The following is a 17,601-nucleotide window of genomic DNA, read 5'->3' on the forward strand; positions in this document are numbered from 1 at the left end:
CGGCGGCCCGTCAGGTCGGCTGGCCGAGGATCCCCAGGATCTCCCGGCGCAGCCGCACGATCTCGGCATCGTCGCGGTGGCGCGGATAGGGCGCCGCGACGGGCAGCTCGGCCCGGATCGCGGCCGGGCGGTCGGAGAGCACGATCACGCGCTCGGCCAGCACCAGCGCCTCCTCGACGTCGTGGGTGACGAGGAGCGCGGTGAAGCGCTTCTCCTGCCAGAGCCGCAGGATCTCGGCCTGCATGGCGAGCCGCGTCAGGGCGTCGAGCTTGCCCAGCGGCTCGTCGAGGAGCAGCAGCCGCGGCGCGTTGACGAGCGCCCGGGCGAGGGCCGCCCGCTGCGCCATGCCGCCGGAGAGCTGGTGCGGGTAGACGTCGGCGAAGCCCGTGAGGCCGACGAGCCCCAGCGCCTGGTCGACGAGGGCCGCCCGCGACCGCCCGACGCCGCGGGCCTCCAGCCCCAGGGCGACGTTGCCGCGCACGGTCCGCCACGGATAGAGCGTCGGGTCCTGGAAGACGAGGAGCCGGGACGGGTCCGGCCCCTCGACGAGGTCGCCGTCGACCCGGATCGCGCCCTGGTCGGGCGGCTCCAGGCCGGCGACGAGCCGCAGCAGGGTGGACTTGCCGCAGCCCGAGGGGCCGAGCAGCGCCACGAAGCCGCCGGGCTCCACGTCGAGGCTCACCCGGTCGAGGACCGGCAGCGGCGCCCCGCGGATCGCGAAGGCGTGGCTGACGGCCTCGACCGCCAGGCGGGCCCCGGCGCTCTGAGTGGCGGGGCGTTCGAGGATCGCGGCGGCTACCATTGCACCAGCCCCTTCTGCCACGCGAGCAGGCGGTCGCGCAGGCGGAACAGCAGCGTGATCAGGGAGGAGCACATCAGCGCCATCACGATCAGCGCCGCGTACATGTTGGCGTAGGCGGCCCAGCCCTGCGCCCACTGGAGGTACCAGCCGAGACCGGACTTCACGCCGAGCATCTCGGCGACGACCAGCACCGCGAAGGAGCCGCCGAGCCCCATGAACAGCCCGACGAAGACGTGCGGCAGCGCCGCCGGGATCGCCACGCGCAGGATCAGGAAGCCGCGCGAGGCGCCGAGCGTCCGCGCCACGTCGAAATAGGCCTTGTTGACGCCCGCCACCCCCGACCAGGTCAGCACCGTGACCGGGAAGCCGGTGGCCAGCGCCACCAGGAAGGTGCTGGCCGACCACGAGGACGGGAAGACGAAGAAGGCGAGCGGCAGCCACGCCGTGGCCGGCAGCGGCCCGACGAAGCGCAGCACCGGATGGGCCCAGTAGCCCACCGCCCTGAAGGTGCCGATGGCGACGCCCAGGACGAAGCCGGTCGCCGCCCCGATGGCGTAGCCGCCGGAGAGCAGGATCAGGGAGTTGAGGATGCTGCCGCCGAGCTTCGGCCAGTCGTCGAGGAAGACTTCCAGGATCGCCTGGGGCGAGGGGAAGAACGGCATCGGCAGCAGGGCGAGCTTCGCCGTGACCGCCTCCCAGGCGGTCAGCGCCAGGGCAAGCGCCGCGAGCCAGGGGCTCCCGTGCCGCAGCCGCGACCCGAGTGTGCCGAGGCGGCCGGCCACGGGCGCGAGGGCCAGGAGGGCGAGGCCGAGCGCCGCCGCGCCGGAGCCGAGGGCCGCGGTCTCGGGCAGGTCGTCCGCCTCGGGCAGGCCGAGGGTCACGCCGGCCAGGGCGAGCCAGGCGCCGCCCGCGAGGACGATCCGCCAGGGCGGCCGCGGCAGCCTTCGGGACGGGGCGGCGGCCCGCGGGGCGACGCCGGCGGTGATGCTTCCGGACATGGCGCGCCTCAACTCAGCACGTCGGCGTAGATCCGCTCGGCGAACTTCGCCGTGTCGGTGGACCGCCGCAGGACGTTCACCTGCTTCAGCTCGTCCCCGTAGAGCGCGAGCTGCTGCTTGAGATCGCCGCCGACCGGGCTGTCGCCGTGCTGCTGGCTGCGCAGCATCGCGGCGAGATCCGCGATCGAGCCCTTGCCGCCGTAGCCGGAGAAGGCCCGGGCCGCGGCCTCGGGATCCCGGTGGACGGCGTGGCCGCCCTCCAGGATCGCCCGGGTCAGCGCGCGCGCCACCGCGCGGTCGTTCCGGATCAGGCTGCCGCGGGCGGCCACGACGCAGCAGGTGCGAGTGGCGAACTCGCCCGACAGGTTGGTGGCGACCTCGGTGAAGCGCGGGTCCTTCAGCCAGATCCAGGTCCGCGGGTCGGAATCGGCCAGCGCCTGCGCCTCGCCCTTCTCGACCGCGAGGTTGAGCAGGTCGGCCGGGTACTGCCGCCACTCCACCCCGCTCTCCGGGTCGATCCCCGCCTTGGCGAGCAGCAGGCCGAAGAAGTTCTTGGCCGGGCTCGCCTGGTCGCTGATCGCGATGGTCTTGCCCTTCAGCCCGGCGATGTCGGCGATGCCAAAGGATTTGGCGCTGAGCAGCCGCAGGCAGCCGCCGTGCAGCCCCGCGGTGATCTTCACGTCGAAGCCCTGCTCCAGGGGCTTGAGCCAGCGCAGGGCCATGCCGATCCCGGCATCGGCCTTGCCGGTGGCGATCGCCTCCAGCAGGGCCTCGGTCGAGCCGCCGAAATTGACGAACTCCACGTCGAGGCCGTGCCGGGCGAAGATCCCCTGCTCCTTGGCGAGCGGCGCGGCCGCCGTGCAGATGGCTGTGGCGTTCCAGGCCAGCTTCACGGTCCGGAGCGGGCCCGCGGGCGCCTCCGCGGCGGCGGGCCGGCAGAGCGGGCCGGGGTCGAACGGTGCCCCCGGCCCGGGCGCCCAGGCCCGGCCGGTGCCCATGCCGAGGCCGAGCGGCAGGGCCGCGGCCGCGGCGCCGACCTGCAGCAGGCGCCGCCGGGAGGGCGCGGGATCGGAGGAGGGGCTGCCCGGTCGGGAGGGCGCTTCGGTCATCTCGGGTCTCCGGGCCGCGCGGCGGGAACGGCGCGCGTCACCGCTCCGGTGGCGCCACCGGGCGGATCTGGCGTCCTCGTCTTCGGGAATGATCCGTCGAGGGATCAGGGTGCCGAGTATTCGATCGCTGCGAGACCGAGTCAACGAAAGCGTTTCCTCTATTTTCGCGCGATCGGGTAAGATCATTCACGGATCGGCGCCGTCGCGCGGCGCTCGGGCGGCTCGGCTCATCGGCGCGGGGCGTCGTTCGTCTGTCTCTCGATGATGGGATGCCGAACGATGACGGGGAAAGGCTCGATGCCGGCCCCCTGTGGGCGGAGACACGTTCTTCTTCGCCGTCCGACGACGCGGCAACATCCTCCTGCCGATCCATGAATATTCGGAACGGCATTCCGTTGACGCGACCCGGGTCCGGGCGGACCATCGCGGCTCCCGGGATGGCGCCGCGCGGCCGCCCGCCGATCACGTCGCCGAACACCCCATGACCGTCGCCGTCCCGCCCCCCGACATCGTCCGCAGCCTCGCCGGACGGCTCGCCGCCCGCGCGGCCGACCACGACCGCGCGGGGACCTTCCCGCACGATTCCCTCGCGGCGCTCCGGGAGGCCGGGCTCCTGGCCCTCACCGTGCCGCGGCGTCTCGGCGGCGGCGGTGCGGGTCTCGCGCGGGCCGCCGCTCTGGTGCGCGCGCTCGGCGCCGCCGATCCGGCGACCGCCCTGGTCGTGGCGATGCAGTACCTCCAGCACGGGCTGATCCACCGGCCCGACACCCCGTGGCCGCGCGCGCTCGCCGACGCGGTCGGCGCGGCGGCGGTGGCGCGGGGGGCGCTGATCAACGCCCTGCGGGTCGAGCCGGAACTCGGGACGCCCGCGCGGGGCGGCCTGCCGGCCACGGTGGCCCGCCGCGACGGCGCGGGCTGGCGGATCTCCGGGCACAAGATCTACGCGACCGGGGCGCCGGGGCTCGCCTACGGCCTCGTCTTCGTCCGCACCGACGAGGCGGAGCCGCGCACCGGCACCGTCCTGGTGCCGTTCGACGCGCCGGGCATCCGCATCGCCGAGACCTGGGACCATCTCGGCCTGCGCGCCTCCGGCAGCCACGACGTCCACTTCACGGACGTGCCGATCCCCGGGGACCACGCCGTCGACCTTCGGCCGCCCGGCGGCTGGTCGGGGCCCGATCCCTGGCAGCAGGCCTGGAGCTGCACCCTGCTCGCGGCCCTCTACGACGGCGTGGCCCGGGCGGCGCAGGACTGGTTCACCGGCTTCCTGCGGGCGCGCCGGCCCGGCAGCCTCGGGGCGCCGCTCGCGAGCCTGCCGCGCTTCCACGAGGCGGTCGGCGAGAACGAGCGGCTGCTCGCCGTCAACGCGCGCCTCGTCGCCGGGCTCGCCGCCGAGGTCGACGCGGGACATCCCCCGCCGCCGCGCGAGTCCGGCTTCGTGAAGCTCACCGCCACGGAGAACGCCGTCGCGGCGGTCCAGCGCGCCGCGGAGCTGTCCGGCAACGCCGGCCTGTCCCGGGCGAACCCGCTGGAGCGGCACCTGCGCGACGTCCTGTGCGCGCGCATCCACTGGCCGCAAGGGGATGCCGTCCGCGCCGCCGCCGGCAGGGCCGCCCTCGGCGCCTGAACCCGCCCTCGACCCGGAGATCGCCCCATGAGCCTGCTTCCCCCCGACGCCGTCGAGTTCATCGGCTTCGTCGCCCCCCGCCACACCTCCGAGATCCACCCGGCGGTGGGGCCGTCCATCGACCGCGACTACCTGAAGCTCCTGGCGCAGGCGCACGAATGGGGCGGGTTCGACCGGGTGCTGGTGGCCTTCCACGCGACCACGCCGGACGCGCTGCTGCTCGCCGGGCAGGTCGCCGCCGTGACCGAGCGGCTGGGGCTGATGATCGCCCACCGCACCGGATTCACGGCGCCCACCGTGGCGGCGCGGCAATTCGCGACCCTCGACCAGCTCACCGGCGGCCGGGTCGCGATCCACGTGATCAGCGGCGGCGACGACCGGGAACTCGCCCAGGACGGCGACCACCTCACCAAGGACGCGCGCTACGCCCGCACCCGGGAGTTCCTCGACATCGTCCGGCAGAGCTGGACCGCCGCGGAGCCGTTCGACTACGCGGGCGATCACTACCGGGTGGAGCGCGGCTTCTCCGAGGTGAAGCCGGTGGACGCGATCCCGGTCTATTTCGGCGGCGCCTCGCCGGCGGCGCTGGCCGTGGCCGGCCGCCACGCCGACACCTACGCCCTCTGGGGCGAGACACACGCGCAGGTCGCCGAGCTGATCGGCCGGGTGCGGGCGGCGGCCGCGCCCCACGGGCGGGCGCCGCGCTTCAGCCTGTCGGTCCGGCCGATCCTGGCCGAGACGGAGGCGCGCGCCTGGGAGCGCGCCGAGGACATCCTGGCCCGGACCCGGGCCGTCCGGGCCGCCAAGGGCCTCGGCCCGGCGGCGACGCCGCAGAACGAGGGCTCGAGACGACTCCTCGCGGCGGCGGCCGCGGGGCCGCGCCACGACAAGCGCCTGTTCACCGCCATCGCGGCCGAGACTGGCGCGGCGGGCAACTCGACCGCCCTGGTCGGCACCCCCGAGCAGGTCGCCGACGCCCTGCTCGACTATCACGACCTGGGCGTGCGGACCTTCCTGATCCGCGGCTTCGACCCGCTGGAGGACGCGCTCCAGTACGGCCGGGCGCTGCTGCCCGCCGTCCGGGACGCCCTCGGGCGCCGCGGCGCCGCCGAGGCCGCCTGATGCGCGCCGTCATCCTCGCCCTGCTGGCGCTCCTGGCGGTCCGGCCGGCGCACGCGCAGGAGGTGCTGCGGGTCGGCGACCAGCGCGGCAACGCCCGCGCGCTGATGGAGGCGGCCGGCGTGCTCGACGGGCTGCCCTACCGGCTCGACTGGAGCGAGTTCCCGGCGGCCGCGCCCCTGCTCGAGGCGCTGAACGCCGGCGCGATCGACGCGGGCGGCGTCGGCGACGCGCCCTTCACCTTCGCGGCCGCCGCCGGGGTGCCGGTGAAGGCCTTCCTGGCCTTCCGCAACCGGCAGGACGGGCTGGCGATCCTCGTGCTCAAGGAATCGCCCCTCCGCACCGTGGCCGACCTGAAGGGCAAGCGCGTCGCGACGAACCGCGGCTCGATCGGCCATCAGGTGGTCCTGGCGGCGCTGGAGGAGGCGGGCCTGCCCGCCGACAGCGTGACCTTCAGCTTCCTACCCCCGGCCGACGCCAAGATCGCCCTGGCCTCCGGGGCGGTCGACGCCTGGGCGACCTGGGAGCCCTACACCTCCACGGCGGAGCTCGCCGGCCTCGTCCGGGTGATCCGCGACGGCAACGGCATCACCCCGGGCCTGACCTTCGCGGTGGCGAGCGACGACGCGATCCGGACCAAGCGGGCGCTGCTCGCCGATTTCGGCGCACGCCTCGCCCGCGCCCGGGCCTGGGCCCTGAAGGATCCGGCGCCCTACGCGTCCGTCTGGTCGAAGCTCATCGGCCTGCCGGAGGCGGTGCCGCTGCGCTGGTTCGGCCGCGCCGCCTACCGGGCCGTCCCGATCGACGCGTCCGTGATCGCCGACGAGCAGCGCAACATCGATCTCTACGTCCGCGCCGGGCTGATCCCGAAGGCCCGCGCGCCGCGGGCCGAGGCGATCCTCGACGCGAGCTTCTCGCAAACCGCCGCCGCCGTGCAATGATGGCGCGGGAGGACCCGACATGCACGACCACGGCGACGACCACGGCCACAGCCACGATCATGGCCACGCGCACGATCACGCCCACCCTCACGCCCGCGACGACGGGGCGTCCGAGCGCTGGAAGCACGACGGCGTTCGGGTGATCCCCGGCGACCGCCTCGACGCCAACACCGCGCAGACGCCCGGCATGTACCGGCAGGCCGCGATCAACGCCGCCCGGGTCGGCGCCCAGAAGATCTGGGCCGGCACGGTGGCGATCCAGCCCGACGCCAAGACCGGCGTGCACCACCACGGCGAACTGGAGAGCGTGATCTACGTGGTCTCGGGCCGCGCCCGGATGCGCTGGGGCGACAGGCTCGAATACGTCGCCGAGGCCGGGCCGGGCGACTTCATCTTCGTGCCGCCCTTCGTGCCGCACCAGGAGATCAACGCCTCGACCGACGAGCCCCTGCACTGCGTGCTGGTGCGCTCCGACAACGAGGCGGTGGTGGTCAACCTGCCCGACGTCGAGGCCGCCGAGGCGCCCGAGACGGTGTACTGGGTCGACCCGATCCACAAGCATCCGTGAGAGACCGGAGACGGCAGCGATGAGCCGGGACCGCCAGCTGCATCTCGGCGCCTTCATGCGCCCGGTCGGCATCCACACCGCGTGGTGGCGCTATCCGGGCGGCTATCCGGACGCGAACTTCAACTTCGAGCACCTGGCGCACTTCGCCCGGCGGCTGGAGGCCGCGAAGTTCGACGCGTTCTTCATGGCCGACCACCTCGCGGTGATGAACATGCCGGTGGCGGCGCTCCGCCGCTCGGCCACCGTCACGTCGTTCGACCCGCTGACCCTGCTGCCGGCGCTCGCCGTGCTCACCGAGCGGATCGGCCTGATCGCCACCGCGTCGACCACCTACAACGAGCCCTACCACGTCGCCCGCAAGTTCGCCTCGCTCGACCACATCTCGAAGGGGCGGGCCGGCTGGAACCTCGTCACCTCCGGCAACCCGGACGAGGCCCTGAATTTCGGCCGCGACGCCCATCTGGAGCACGCCACCCGCTACGCCCGCGCCCGCGAGTTCTTCGACGTGGTCACCGGCCTGTGGGATTCCTTCGCCGACGACGCCTTCACGATGGATCCGGCGAGCGGCCTGTTCTTCGATCCGGCGAAGATGCGCGCCCTCGACCACCGCGGCGACTTCCTGAAGGTGAGGGGGCCGCTCAACGTCGCCCGGCCGGTCCAGGGCTGGCCGGTGATCGTCCAGGCCGGCGCCTCCGAGGCCGGCAAGCAGATCGCCGCCGAGACCGCCGAGATGGTGTTCGGCGCGGCCTCGACCCTGGAGGCGGCGCGGGCCTTCTACGCCGACGTGAAGGGCCGGATGCCGGCGGCGGGGCGCGACCCGGACCAGCTCAAGATCCTGCCCGGCTGCTTCATCGTCCTGGGCGAGACGGAGGACGAGGCGCAGGCCAAGAAGGCGCGCCTCGACGACCTCGTCCATCCCGACAGCGGCCTCGCCAACCTCTCGGTCCGCCTCGGCGTCGACGCGACGGGCTTCGACCTCGACGCGCCGCTCCCGGAACTCCCCGACAGCAACGCCAGCAAGAGCGGGCAGGCCCAGATCGTCGACTACGCCCGGCGCACCGGCGCGACCGTGCGGGAACTCGCCCGCAAGGTCGGCGGCTACGGCGGCCTGCAGATGGTCGGCACGGCCGCGCAGGTGGCCGACCGCATGGAGGAGTGGCTGGAGACCCGCGCCTGCGACGGCTTCAACGTGATGTTCCCGTTCGTGCCCGAGGGGCTCGACGACGTGGTCGACCGGCTGGTGCCGGAGCTGCAGCGGCGCGGGCTGTTCCGCCGGGACTACGCGGGGACGACGCTGCGCGACCATCTCGGCCTCGCGCGGCCGGCCAACCGCTTCTTCTCGCCCGACGCCCCGCCTGACGCTCCGGCTCGGCCAGGAGGCTGATCGACCCGCCGCGCGGGCCGGCGCGGGCCGGCGCGGGCCCGCGCCGTCGGGGCGCGTGGCGGATCAGGCGAACGGCGCGAACCTCCGGTCGGGTCGCGCGGTTATTCTCGGATCGTCGCGCGCGGATGGGAGGGGATCGTGCCCGAGGCTGTTCCGCCCCTCTCCGGGTGCCGCGTCCTCGTCGTGGAGGACGAGTATCTCATCGCCAGCGAGGTCAAGCGCTGGTTGCGCAGCGCCGGGGCCGAGGTGATCGGCCCGGTCCCGCGCGCGGATCTCGCCCTGGACCTGATCGCCGAGCAGACGCCCGACGCCGCGGTGCTCGACGTGAATCTGGGCGACGGGAACAGCGTCTATCCGGTCGCCGAGCGTCTCGGCGTCCTCGGCGTGCCGTACTTGTTCGCCACCGGCGACGTGCGGGTCACCGGCGCCCCGGCCCAGGCGAGCCGGCCCATCCTGGAGAAGCCGTTCGTGGCGGCGGAGCTGGTCCGGGCCGTGACCCGGCTCGTCGCGGCCGCCTGAGGCCGCCGCGCCGCCCGCCCGGCCTCAGAGGGGGCCCGGCCCCGGATGCGGGCCCATGCGCCGGCGGTCGTGCTCGATGGCGAAGACGTGGGCGTAGAGGTTCGCGACCCAGCCCCGCCCCTCGACCGTGAGGTCGAGGAACCGGATCGCGTCCCCGATCACGGGCTCGATCTTGCCCCAGAAGAACGACGGGTAGCGCTCCGCGAGGTCGGCCGGGCTGTCGTAGCCGAGTTCCGCGTTGACGCCGATCTCGGCGAATTCGTGGAACAGGGCATTCAATTTGCGCGGGTAGAGCGGGTCGCCGAGCTGCCCGATCAGGTCGGCCGCCCGCAGCAGCCCGGCCTCGGTCCCGGTCTCGCGATGGGAATCGTCCTCGGGGACCGGGAAGCGGGTCAGCTCGATCGCCCGGATGACCCGGGACGCGTCGACGAGATCGTGCGTGCCGAAGCGCTCCTGCACGGCCAGCTTCGAGCGCTCCACGTGGTAGGGCGCCAGCGCCGCGTCCGAGGCGCCCCGGGGCAGGCTGACGGTCGTGCCCTGCGCATCGATGACGAAGGCCTGCAGCCGGTCTCCGGCGCAGACGCCGCGCACGTAGCCGATGTCGTGGTAGAGGGCGGCCAGGATCATGTGCAGCCAGTCCTCGGGCGTGATGCCCTGCTGCAGGAAGCGGCCGCGGAGGATGTCCTGGGCGACCAGGGTGACGAGGGCCGTGTGGTCGCCGTCGTGGTAGAGGGCGTCGCTCCCGACGATCCGCTCGATCGTCAGGCGCGCCGCGGCCTCGATGATCTCGGCGTAGCGCGGCTCCCGGCTGCCGAAGGTCCGCTGGTAGGTCAGGGCCAGGTGCTCGCCGAGGGCGTCGGCGAGCATCTTGGTCGCGTCGAACATGGGATCCTCGCCGTCAGCTGCGTCGGGCGGCGCCGCGCCCGGCCGGGTCGATGGAGATCACGCGGATCGCCCCCCGCGATCGACGAGCCGCTCCTCGAGATAGGCCGCCGCGTCCGCGTAGAGTTCGTAGCGGCGCAGCAGCACCGCCCGCTTCTCGGCCTTCGTGGCCGCGTCGAGCTTGGCGCGGGCCCTGTCGGCGCGGGCGCGCAGCTTCCCGGCGAGCCTCTCGAAGGCGGCATCGATGCGCGCGCCGACCTTCTCGCCCTCGGCGCGCGCCGCATCCGGGTCGTCCCGTCGGCGCTTCGGCGCGGCCCTCTTCGCTTCTCCAGCCATGACGCATCTCCGGTCGCCCCGATCGGTGGCGGAACCGTATGACGGAACGATCACGGGCGCGACATGGGATCGGCCGCCGCGGGCGCGGCGCTTTCTCAGGCGTGTCACGGAACGCTGCTCTAGCTCGGCCCCGCGACGCGCAGGAGAACCGGCGATGCGGCCCGACGACAGCTCTGCCCCGGATGCCACCTCGGATGCCACCCTGGAGGCGATCCGGCGTGACCTCGCCGACAGCTACGACGAGGAGCTGGAACTCGGCCTCGAGGAGGATCGCCTCGACTGGCTCGCGGCCGAGCTCGGCGGCGCGCCGCCCGATCGTCTCGACCGCAAGGTCTATTTCCGCGCGCTGCTCCGGCTGCAGCACGAGCTGGTCCGGCTCCAGGACTGGGTGCAGGATCGGAAACTGCGCGTGGTCGTGCTGTTCGAGGGCCGCGACTCGGCCGGCAAGGGCGGCGTGATCAAGCGGATCACCCAGCGCCTCAACCCCCGCGTCTGCCGCGTCGCCGCCTTGCCCGCCCCGAGCGAGCGCGAGCGGACGCAATGGTATTTCCAGCGCTACGTCTCCCATCTGCCCGCCGGCGGCGAGATCGTGCTGTTCGACCGCTCCTGGTACAACCGCGCCGGCGTCGAGCGGGTCATGGGCTTCTGCACCGAGGCGGAGGTCGAGGAGTTCTTCCGGTCGGTCCCCGAGTTCGAGCGCATGCTGGTGCGCTCCGGCATCGTCCTGGTGAAATACTGGTTCTCGATCACCGATGCCGAGCAGGAATTCCGCTTCCGGATGCGGATCCACGACCCGCTCAAGCAGTGGAAGCTGTCGCCCATGGACGTCGAGTCGCGGCGCCGCTGGGAGGACTACACCCGGGCCAAGGAGGACATGCTGGCGCGGACCCATATCCCCGAGGCGCCCTGGTGGGTGGTCGAGGCAGTCGACAAGCGACGGGCCCGCCTGAACTGTATCAGCCACCTGCTCGACCAGATTCCCTACGGCAGCGTGGAGCACCCGGCGGTCCATCTGCCCGAGCGCCTGCGGCACGCGGACTACGTGCGCGGCCCGGTTCCCGCCGCGATGATCGTGCCGGCCGCGTACTGATCGCGGCGCGGAGACGGCGCGGGAGTCGTGATCCTGTCGCGGTGGCGCGGCTACAGCGACGCCATGGCGAAGCGCCCCATGACTCTCGACCTGTTCACGACCCTGGATATCGTCGATGACGACGTCTCGGCCGTCGTCGACGCCTATCTGGCGGATCCCACGCCCGGTTCGGTGGCGTTCGGGGACGGCTTCCGCATCGACCCCGCGGCCGCAGTGGCCTCGCATCCCTTCGCCCGGACGCTGATCGATCAGCCCTGGGCCGATGCCGGGCTGCGCCGGGCCGCCATCCGCGCCGCCATCCTGCTGGCGGAGCCGGAGCGGGTCTGACCGGATCGGCCGCCTGTCGCGCGACGGTCGCGCGATCTTCGTGGGGCTGGCCTGCCGCTGTCATCGCGCTGGCCTGCCGCTGTCATGCGGCCGTCATGGGCGGGATGGCAGGTCGCCGCCACGGCGAACCTCCCGACCCTATGCCGCCACTCCGCCCGCCCGGTCCTGCCGTGGCGGGCTTTTGTATGCCCGCGGCTCGGCCATCGCGACGACGCGCGTCGAATCGGTGCGGGGTCCCGAGCCCGGGCGTCCGCGGCGCCGCGCCGCCGGATCCTACGCCTAAATCGGTAGGTGTGCCGACCTCCGACCACACGACGCCCGGTTGTAGTCTGGGGCGGAGACGGCGCGGATGAACGGCGCGCCTTCACGGTGAACGATCGGTTTACCCAAACCGCACAATTGCGCCGACCGCCCCGATCCGGGCGCGATCGGCGGGCGTTCTACGGGCAGGTCCACCGGAGACGTGCTGACATGCTGATCCTCAACCCGATGACCGGCCAGATGGTCGAGGTGCGCGTGCCCCGGCCGAAGCCGAAGGCCGCCTGAGCGCGCCATCTCTCCGTCCGCTTCCCCGCACGCCCGCGGCCCAGGCGGCGTGCCCCTCCAGCCCCGCACGACCCATGCTGCCGACCGATCTCGACCGACCCGCCGAACTGACCCTCTGGCCGGGCTACGCGCCGGCCCAGGTGGCCGTGTCGCACAGTTTCCCGACGCTGCGGGCCGCCCTCGCCGCGGCGGTCGCGGCGATCGACGCCGAGGATGCCAATCCCTGGATCATCACCGAGGGCGGCGACATCCTCGCTCCGGGATGGATCCGCGCGAACACCGCGGGCGCCGTGCTGCAGTAGCCGGACGTCAGCCGGCGAGCCGGTCGGCGCCGCGGTTGCGCCACCGGTACTCGCTCGGCGAGATCCCGTAGCTGTCCTTGAAGCGGCGGCTGAAATGGCTCTGGGTGCAGAAGCCGCAGCTGTAGGCCAGCTCTCCGACGGCCAGATGCGCGAAGCCGGGATCGGCGAGGCGCTGCGCGGCGGTCTCCAGCCGCCGCCGCCAGATCCAGTCGGCGATGTTGCGGTCCTGCTCGCGGAACAGGGCCTGGAGGTGGCGCAGCGACACGCCGACGGCCGCCGCGAGCCGGGCGGGGTCGAGATTCAGGTCGCCGAGATGGGCCTCGATGTGGGCCAGCGCGCGCTGGAAGATCAGGACGCCCTGGATGTTCTTGGGGGTCTCGTGCGCGAGGCGTTCCGCGATGCTCGCGACGATGAGATCGACGCCGACCGACGCCATGCGGTTCGACATGTCCGGCGTCAGGCGCTCCGCGTTGCGGACCAGTTCCTGGAAAAAGGTCGTGACCATCGACGTGCCGACCTGATCCGCGCCGATCGTGAGGCACGTGAACCGGCGCGTCGAGCCGAGGGCGCGCTCCAGGGCCGCGCGCGGCAGCTCGACGAACAGCGTCTGCGTGTCGACGTCGGAGGCCATCGTCGCCGGCCGACGGTCCATCACGACGATGTCGCCGGGATTCTGGATCGCGGTGCGGTCGTCCTGCGCGCTGAACACGCGGCCCTTGAGCGTGATCGCGACGTTCAGGGTCTCGTACTTGCCGTGCCGGCGGATCGTGTCCGGGGTCGCGACGGTGGTGACGGCGCTCTGCGTCACGCGCGTGATCAGCAGCGGCCCGACCTCCGCGGCCTCCAGCGTGCCGGTGAACGCGGGCGCCGCAGCGGGCGTAAGTTCGACCGGCACGATCCGCTCGAAGATCGTCTCACGCCAGAGGCGGAAACTGTCTTTCGGCTTGAAATCCGCCGTAGAGAACAAAGTCCTCATTGAAAATTCTTGTATTCATGCATCGCCGCGCGCGCTCGGGAAAACGGTAGCACGCTTTCAGGCAAGCGCAACGGCGCCGACCAACCTAAGAGGGTTCTCGACCTTGTCAGGAGCCCGTAACGTGTCCGATTCGTCCCTCGTCAGCCCTCAATCCAATATCGTGCTGACGGCAGGGCTCGTCGCCGCCTATGTATCGAACAATCGGGTTCCGACCGCCGACCTGCCGACCCTCATCGCGCAGTGTCACGACGCGATCACCGCGCTGGCCGCCAACGGGGCGGCGTCGATCGAGGCGGCGGGGGACACGGACGCGCTGCGCGACCGGCCTACCGCCGCGCAGATCCGCAGCTCGATCCGGCCCGACGGCATCGTGAGCTTCATCGACGGGCGCCGCTACAAGACGCTCAAGCGCCATCTCACGGCCCACGGCCTGCACCCGCAGAGCTACCGCGAGCGCTACGGTCTGCCGGCCGACTATCCGATGGTCGCGCAGGAATATGCCGAGCGCCGGTCCGCGCTGGCGCGCTCCATCGGCCTCGGCGTGCCGGGCGAGCGCGCCGCCTGAGCCGACCCGCCTCGGCAGGCCGCGGCTGATTCGCGACTGGCGCTCCCGGCCTCAGGCGGCCGCGTGCCGCCCGTCCGGCAGCAGATCCCGGCTCGCCTGCTCGATCCGTTTGAGCCAGTCCTCGGCCGCCGCCGCCCGCAGGGTCGCGGCCTCGGCCCGCGCCTCGGCCTCCCGGACGCGCCTGTCGGCTTCCGCCTCGCGTTCGTGGACCTGCCGCGCCGCCTGCGCCCGCGCCTCCTCCAGGAGCGCCCGCAGGGTCCGGATCTCCTGCTGGGCAGCCTCCAGATCCGCGGCCAGCGTCTCGCAGGCGGTCGATTGCTGGTGCAGGCGCTGATCCTGCGCCTGCTTCGCGACGGTCGCGGCCGACAGGGTGTCGAGGATCTGGCTCCAGTCCGCCACCGGCCGCGACGGCGTCTCCGGGTCGGGTTCGGGGGACGCTTCGCAATGCGCCGCCGGGCTCGGCGCGTCGGCCATGACGGGGCCGTCGGCGATCCCCGGAGCCGGCTCCGTCGGTTCTCCGCGCTCACGCGCGATGCGGGCGTCGAGCTGGGCCCAGAACGTCGCGTTCATCGCCGTGGCGATTCCGCCGGGCCCGCGCCGGTCACGAAGCCGCCCGCGTCGCGGAGGCCCTGGCGCGGGCGTCCTGGGTGCTGCCCGCCTGGCCGGTCACCTGTCCGCCCGGCTGCATCACGAATTCCGCGTCGATCGTCTCGGCGATGCGCTGGAGCATCTGCTCCGCCGCCGCGGCCCGCTCCTCGGCGGCCGCGGCCCGGTCCTCGGCGGCCTGGATCAGCTTGATCGCCTGCGCGTGGACCTCGTGGGTCTCCCGCTCGGCCGCCAGCACCTGGGCGCGGGCCGCGTCCATGTCGGCGCGCACCTGCCGCAGCAGGTCCTGGACATGCGTCTCCTGCTCCTGCGCCCGGTCCTCGACGTCCCGGATGTAGCGCGCCGCGCCCTGCACCCGCTCCAGCAGGTCGGGCCACCGCTCGACCGGCGACGGGTTCTGGTTGCGCCCCTGCGCCGAGGCGCGCTCGTCCGCGGCGAGCAGGACGAGATTGCCGGTGCGGATCCGGGTCGTCGGCTCGCGGGCGTCGCGCGCGACGGCATCGATCTGGTCCAGCGCCTCGGCTTTGGGGTGCTTCGTCTGTTCCATCACGCGTCCTGCCGACAGGGTGCAGCGCAAGCCTTCGGTGAGGCATCGGCGTCCGCCTCACACCGACGGAAAATGGTTAACAACTCCTTAATGTTCGCGCTAGGGTTGCGCTGCCGCGGCGATACCCGCGCGACGTCGCGCGCGGGACCGCCGGATCGCGGGCCGTCTCACGGGTAGCGGACAGGCTGCGGGTCCTCCGGCAGCGGGATGAACTCGGCGTCGTTCGGCACGGTGTCGAACCGGCCCTGGCGCCAATCCTCCTTGGCCTGCGCGATCCGCTCGGGCCGGGACGAGACGAAGTTCCACCACAGGTGGCGCGGACCGTCCATTGGCTCGCCGCCCAGAACCATGAAGCGGGCCGATTCCGTGGCGCGCACGCTGATGCGGTCGCCGGGCCGGAACACCAGCAGCTGGCCGGGGCCGAAGCCGTCGCCGGCGATCTCGATGGCGCCCGCGACCGTGTAGATCGCCCGCTCGTCGTAGGTCGGATCGAGGGGCAGGACGGCGCCGGCCTCGAGGGCCACGTCGGCGTAGACCATCGGGCTCGAGGTCCGGACCGGCGAGCGCGCGCCGAAGGCCTCGCCGGCGATCAGCCGGACAGTCTTGCCCTCGCCGGTGAGGACCGGCAGCGCGGCGGCGTCGTAATGCTCGAAGGCGGGGGCGTTCTCCTCGTCCCGGTCCGTCAGCGCGACCCAGCTCTGGATGCCGAACAGGCGGGAGCCGGTCTGACGCAGCGTCGGCGCGGTGCGCTCCGAGTGCGTGATGCCGCGGCCGGCGGTCATCCAGTTCAGCTCGCCCGGCCGGATCGGCAGCTCCGTGCCGAGGCTGTCGCGGTGCATGATCTCGCCGTCGAACAGGTAGGTGACGGTGGAGAGGCCGATATGCGGGTGCGGCCGCACGTCCATGCCCTGCCCGAGGAGAAACTCCGAGGGGCCCATCTGGTCGAAGAAGATGAAGGGGCCGACCATCCGGCACTCGGTGGAGGGCAGCGCCCGGCGCACCGCGAAGGAGCCGAGATCGCGCGAGCGGGGCACGATCAGGGTCCGGATCGCGTCGCAGCTGAAATGGTCGCCCGGGATCGGGTCATCGGCATTGTGCCAGCTCATCGCCTTGCTCCTCCGCGCGGGGATCGGCCCCCCATCCGCAGGCATCCTGGACCGGGAGCGTCCGGGTTGGAACAGAAACGATCGAAACGCATCGTTTCCGAAAAATCGCCCGATCGTCCCGGCCGGGGCGACGGCCTACCAGGGTGTCGGCTTGGGGTTGCGCTCGTCGAATCCGCGCTGGTGCCAGTACGGGTAGATCGGGGTCTCCTGGCTCGCCGCGTCGAGCCGGGCGACCTGCTCGGCCGTCAGGGTCCAGCCGAGGGCGCCGAGGTTCTGCTTCAACTGCTCCTCGTTGCGGGCGCCGACCACGATGTTGCACACGGTCGGCCGGGTCAGCAGCCAGTTGAGCGCGACCTGCGCCACCGTCTTGCCGGTCTCGGCCGCCACGGCGTCGAGGGCGTCGACCACGCCGAACAGGTAGTCGTCGGAGACCGGCGGCCCGCCCTCGGCGCCGCCGGCGGCGATGCGGCCGCTCTGGTTGGCCTGTCCGCGGCGGATCTTGCCGGTGAGACGGCCCCAGCCCAGCGGGCTCCAGACCATCAGGCCGACGCCCTGGTCGAGGCCGAGCGGCATCAGCTCCCACTCGTAGTGGCGGCCGATCAGCGCGTAGTAGCCCTGGTAGGCGACGTAGCGGGCGAGCCCGTGGCGCTCGGAGGTCGCGAGCGCCTTCATCAGCTGCCAGCCCGAGAAGTTGGAGGCGCCGATATAGCCGATCTTGCCCGCGCGGGTGAGGTCGTCGAGCGCCCGCAGCGTCTCGTCCACGGGGGTGAGGGCGTCGAAGCCGTGCATGAAGTAGACGTCGATATGGTCGGTGCCGAGCCGCTTCAGGCTGGCCTCGCAGGCGCGGACCAGGTGGTAGCGCGAGGAGCCGACCTGGTTCAGCTCGTCGTTGAACCGGAAGGTCGCCTTGGTGGAGATCAGCGCCCGGTCGCGCTTGCCCTTCAGGGCCTGGCCCAGGATCTCCTCCGAGGCGCCGCCCGAGTAGATGTCGGCCGTGTCGAAGAAGTTGACGCCGGAGTCGAGGCAGAGATCGACCATGCGGGTCGCCTCGGCGACGTCCGTCTGCCCCCAGCGCTGGAAGAATTCGTTCGTGCCGCCGAAGGTGCCGGTGCCGAAGCTGAGCACCGGCACGGTGAGGCCGGAACGTCCGAACTGCCTGTAGTCCATCGGATCCTCGTCGCGATCGCGGCCGCCGCGCGGCGGCGCGCCTGCCGGATCAACGCGCCGCGCCGCCCGGTTTTCCCGGCCGGC

At 72.9% G+C, this 17,601-nt stretch carries 20 protein-coding genes; 10 read left to right on the forward strand and 10 right to left on the reverse strand.

Features of this window, described 5'->3' with window-relative positions; all coding sequences use genetic code 11:
- Positions 1-10: 10 nt before the first annotated feature.
- Genes ACLBYE_RS12095 through ACLBYE_RS12105 form a run of 3 tightly spaced genes read right to left on the reverse strand, consistent with a single transcriptional unit; the run spans position 11 to position 2,909 of the window.
- Positions 11-802 carry an ABC transporter ATP-binding protein gene (locus tag ACLBYE_RS12095; RefSeq protein ID WP_447694390.1) on the reverse strand — a complete coding sequence of 264 codons (792 nt, stop codon included), beginning with the start codon at positions 800-802 and terminating at the stop codon, positions 11-13.
- Complete coding sequence (locus ACLBYE_RS12100; protein WP_447694391.1) at positions 796-1,800, reverse strand: ABC transporter permease; 1,005 nt, start codon at positions 1,798-1,800, stop codon at positions 796-798. The genes ACLBYE_RS12095 and ACLBYE_RS12100 overlap by 7 nt, the downstream gene beginning before the upstream one ends.
- 8 nt (positions 1,801-1,808) lie before the next feature.
- Positions 1,809-2,909 (reverse strand): ABC transporter substrate-binding protein, encoded by a 1,101-nt coding sequence (locus ACLBYE_RS12105; protein WP_447694392.1) that lies wholly within the window; start codon positions 2,907-2,909, stop codon positions 1,809-1,811.
- 481 nt (positions 2,910-3,390) lie between these two features.
- On the opposite strand from ACLBYE_RS12105, the gene ACLBYE_RS12110 reads away from it, so the two are divergent.
- From ACLBYE_RS12110 to ACLBYE_RS12135, 6 genes are all read left to right on the forward strand, one after another.
- Complete coding sequence (locus ACLBYE_RS12110; protein ID WP_447694393.1) at positions 3,391-4,536, forward strand: acyl-CoA dehydrogenase family protein; 1,146 nt, start codon at positions 3,391-3,393, stop codon at positions 4,534-4,536.
- 27 nt (positions 4,537-4,563) lie between these two features.
- Positions 4,564-5,658: an LLM class flavin-dependent oxidoreductase gene (locus tag ACLBYE_RS12115; RefSeq protein WP_447694394.1), complete on the forward strand. Its 1,095-nt coding sequence runs from the start codon at positions 4,564-4,566 to the stop codon at positions 5,656-5,658.
- Positions 5,658-6,596 carry an ABC transporter substrate-binding protein gene (locus ACLBYE_RS12120; protein WP_447694395.1) on the forward strand — a complete coding sequence of 313 codons (939 nt, stop codon included), beginning with the start codon at positions 5,658-5,660 and terminating at the stop codon, positions 6,594-6,596. Before ACLBYE_RS12115 ends, ACLBYE_RS12120 begins: the two co-directional genes overlap by 1 nt.
- 19 nt (positions 6,597-6,615) lie before the next feature.
- Positions 6,616-7,164, forward strand: a complete 549-nt coding sequence (locus ACLBYE_RS12125) for a cupin domain-containing protein (protein ID WP_447694396.1) — start codon at positions 6,616-6,618, stop codon at positions 7,162-7,164.
- A gap of 19 nt (positions 7,165-7,183) precedes the next feature.
- Positions 7,184-8,548 carry an LLM class flavin-dependent oxidoreductase gene (locus tag ACLBYE_RS12130; RefSeq protein WP_447694397.1) on the forward strand — a complete coding sequence of 455 codons (1,365 nt, stop codon included), beginning with the start codon at positions 7,184-7,186 and terminating at the stop codon, positions 8,546-8,548.
- Between the two features lie 138 nt (positions 8,549-8,686).
- Positions 8,687-9,067 carry a response regulator gene (locus tag ACLBYE_RS12135; RefSeq protein ID WP_447694398.1) on the forward strand — a complete coding sequence of 127 codons (381 nt, stop codon included), beginning with the start codon at positions 8,687-8,689 and terminating at the stop codon, positions 9,065-9,067.
- 24 nt (positions 9,068-9,091) lie between these two features.
- Here the strand turns inward: ACLBYE_RS12135 and ACLBYE_RS12140 are convergent, their stop codons facing one another.
- Together ACLBYE_RS12140 and ACLBYE_RS12145 are read right to left on the reverse strand one after the other, a co-directional pair.
- Complete coding sequence (locus tag ACLBYE_RS12140) at positions 9,092-9,952, reverse strand: hypothetical protein (protein ID WP_020091038.1); 861 nt, start codon at positions 9,950-9,952, stop codon at positions 9,092-9,094.
- A gap of 57 nt (positions 9,953-10,009) precedes the next feature.
- Positions 10,010-10,285, reverse strand: a complete 276-nt coding sequence (locus ACLBYE_RS12145) for a hypothetical protein (protein ID WP_447694399.1) — start codon at positions 10,283-10,285, stop codon at positions 10,010-10,012.
- 154 nt (positions 10,286-10,439) lie between these two features.
- Between ACLBYE_RS12145 and ppk2 the strand changes: the two genes are divergently transcribed.
- The 3 genes from ppk2 (at position 10,440) to ACLBYE_RS12160 (ending at position 12,550) form a co-directional block, all read left to right on the forward strand.
- A complete protein-coding gene (ppk2, locus tag ACLBYE_RS12150; protein ID WP_447694400.1) occupies positions 10,440-11,375 on the forward strand; it encodes a polyphosphate kinase 2 in 936 nt (311 codons plus the stop codon).
- Between the two features lie 27 nt (positions 11,376-11,402).
- The gene (locus tag ACLBYE_RS12155; RefSeq protein WP_447694401.1) at positions 11,403-11,702 is read left to right on the forward strand and encodes a hypothetical protein; all 300 of its coding nucleotides are present in this window, start codon (positions 11,403-11,405) and stop codon (positions 11,700-11,702) included.
- Positions 11,703-12,322: 620 nt separating this feature from the next.
- Positions 12,323-12,550 carry a hypothetical protein gene (locus ACLBYE_RS12160; protein ID WP_447694402.1) on the forward strand — a complete coding sequence of 76 codons (228 nt, stop codon included), beginning with the start codon at positions 12,323-12,325 and terminating at the stop codon, positions 12,548-12,550.
- Between the two features lie 7 nt (positions 12,551-12,557).
- Here ACLBYE_RS12160 and ACLBYE_RS12165 read toward each other — a convergent pair whose 3' ends face one another.
- Complete coding sequence (locus ACLBYE_RS12165; protein WP_447694403.1) at positions 12,558-13,526, reverse strand: helix-turn-helix domain-containing protein; 969 nt, start codon at positions 13,524-13,526, stop codon at positions 12,558-12,560.
- 121 nt (positions 13,527-13,647) lie between these two features.
- Here ACLBYE_RS12165 and ACLBYE_RS12170 point away from each other — a divergent pair, with 121 nt between their 5' ends.
- Positions 13,648-14,091 carry a MucR family transcriptional regulator gene (locus ACLBYE_RS12170; protein ID WP_020091031.1) on the forward strand — a complete coding sequence of 148 codons (444 nt, stop codon included), beginning with the start codon at positions 13,648-13,650 and terminating at the stop codon, positions 14,089-14,091.
- A gap of 51 nt (positions 14,092-14,142) precedes the next feature.
- Here the strand turns inward: ACLBYE_RS12170 and ACLBYE_RS12175 are convergent, their stop codons facing one another.
- The 4 genes from ACLBYE_RS12175 to ACLBYE_RS12190 all read right to left on the reverse strand — a co-directional run bounded on the left by ACLBYE_RS12175 (position 14,143) and on the right by ACLBYE_RS12190 (position 17,517).
- Positions 14,143-14,661: a hypothetical protein gene (locus ACLBYE_RS12175; RefSeq protein ID WP_447694404.1), complete on the reverse strand. Its 519-nt coding sequence runs from the start codon at positions 14,659-14,661 to the stop codon at positions 14,143-14,145.
- Positions 14,662-14,692: 31 nt separating this feature from the next.
- On the reverse strand, positions 14,693-15,244 hold the full coding sequence (locus ACLBYE_RS12180) for a hypothetical protein (protein WP_447694405.1): 552 nt from the start codon (positions 15,242-15,244) through the stop codon (positions 14,693-14,695).
- 167 nt (positions 15,245-15,411) lie between these two features.
- On the reverse strand, positions 15,412-16,350 hold the full coding sequence (locus ACLBYE_RS12185) for a pirin family protein (protein ID WP_447694406.1): 939 nt from the start codon (positions 16,348-16,350) through the stop codon (positions 15,412-15,414).
- A 135-nt stretch (positions 16,351-16,485) separates the two neighbouring features.
- On the reverse strand, positions 16,486-17,517 hold the full coding sequence (locus ACLBYE_RS12190; RefSeq protein WP_056522820.1) for an aldo/keto reductase: 1,032 nt from the start codon (positions 17,515-17,517) through the stop codon (positions 16,486-16,488).
- Positions 17,518-17,601 lie beyond the last annotated feature (84 nt).

Source organism: Methylobacterium sp. A52T, from assembly GCF_053346095.1.

Excerpts from the sequence above, each read along its gene's own strand:
- ACLBYE_RS12180 (WP_447694405.1), bottom strand. The coding sequence starts at position 15,244 with ATGGAACAGACGAAGCACCCCAAAGCCGAGGCGCTGGACCAGATCGAT.
- ACLBYE_RS12145 (WP_447694399.1), bottom strand. The coding sequence starts at position 10,285 with ATGGCTGGAGAAGCGAAGAGGGCCGCGCCGAAGCGCCGACGGGACGAC.
- ACLBYE_RS12160 (WP_447694402.1), top strand. The coding sequence starts at position 12,323 with ATGCTGCCGACCGATCTCGACCGACCCGCCGAACTGACCCTCTGGCCG.
- ppk2 (WP_447694400.1), top strand. The coding sequence starts at position 10,440 with ATGCGGCCCGACGACAGCTCTGCCCCGGATGCCACCTCGGATGCCACC.
- ACLBYE_RS12175 (WP_447694404.1), bottom strand. The coding sequence starts at position 14,661 with ATGAACGCGACGTTCTGGGCCCAGCTCGACGCCCGCATCGCGCGTGAG.
- ACLBYE_RS12115 (WP_447694394.1), top strand. The coding sequence starts at position 4,564 with ATGAGCCTGCTTCCCCCCGACGCCGTCGAGTTCATCGGCTTCGTCGCC.
- ACLBYE_RS12125 (WP_447694396.1), top strand. The coding sequence starts at position 6,616 with ATGCACGACCACGGCGACGACCACGGCCACAGCCACGATCATGGCCAC.
- ACLBYE_RS12130 (WP_447694397.1), top strand. The coding sequence starts at position 7,184 with ATGAGCCGGGACCGCCAGCTGCATCTCGGCGCCTTCATGCGCCCGGTC.
- ACLBYE_RS12095 (WP_447694390.1), bottom strand. The coding sequence starts at position 802 with ATGGTAGCCGCCGCGATCCTCGAACGCCCCGCCACTCAGAGCGCCGGG.
- ACLBYE_RS12190 (WP_056522820.1), bottom strand. The coding sequence starts at position 17,517 with ATGGACTACAGGCAGTTCGGACGTTCCGGCCTCACCGTGCCGGTGCTC.
- ACLBYE_RS12110 (WP_447694393.1), top strand. The coding sequence starts at position 3,391 with ATGACCGTCGCCGTCCCGCCCCCCGACATCGTCCGCAGCCTCGCCGGA.
- ACLBYE_RS12105 (WP_447694392.1), bottom strand. The coding sequence starts at position 2,909 with ATGACCGAAGCGCCCTCCCGACCGGGCAGCCCCTCCTCCGATCCCGCG.
- ACLBYE_RS12165 (WP_447694403.1), bottom strand. The coding sequence starts at position 13,526 with ATGAGGACTTTGTTCTCTACGGCGGATTTCAAGCCGAAAGACAGTTTC.
- ACLBYE_RS12185 (WP_447694406.1), bottom strand. The coding sequence starts at position 16,350 with ATGAGCTGGCACAATGCCGATGACCCGATCCCGGGCGACCATTTCAGC.
- ACLBYE_RS12120 (WP_447694395.1), top strand. The coding sequence starts at position 5,658 with ATGCGCGCCGTCATCCTCGCCCTGCTGGCGCTCCTGGCGGTCCGGCCG.
- ACLBYE_RS12140 (WP_020091038.1), bottom strand. The coding sequence starts at position 9,952 with ATGTTCGACGCGACCAAGATGCTCGCCGACGCCCTCGGCGAGCACCTG.
- ACLBYE_RS12100 (WP_447694391.1), bottom strand. The coding sequence starts at position 1,800 with ATGTCCGGAAGCATCACCGCCGGCGTCGCCCCGCGGGCCGCCGCCCCG.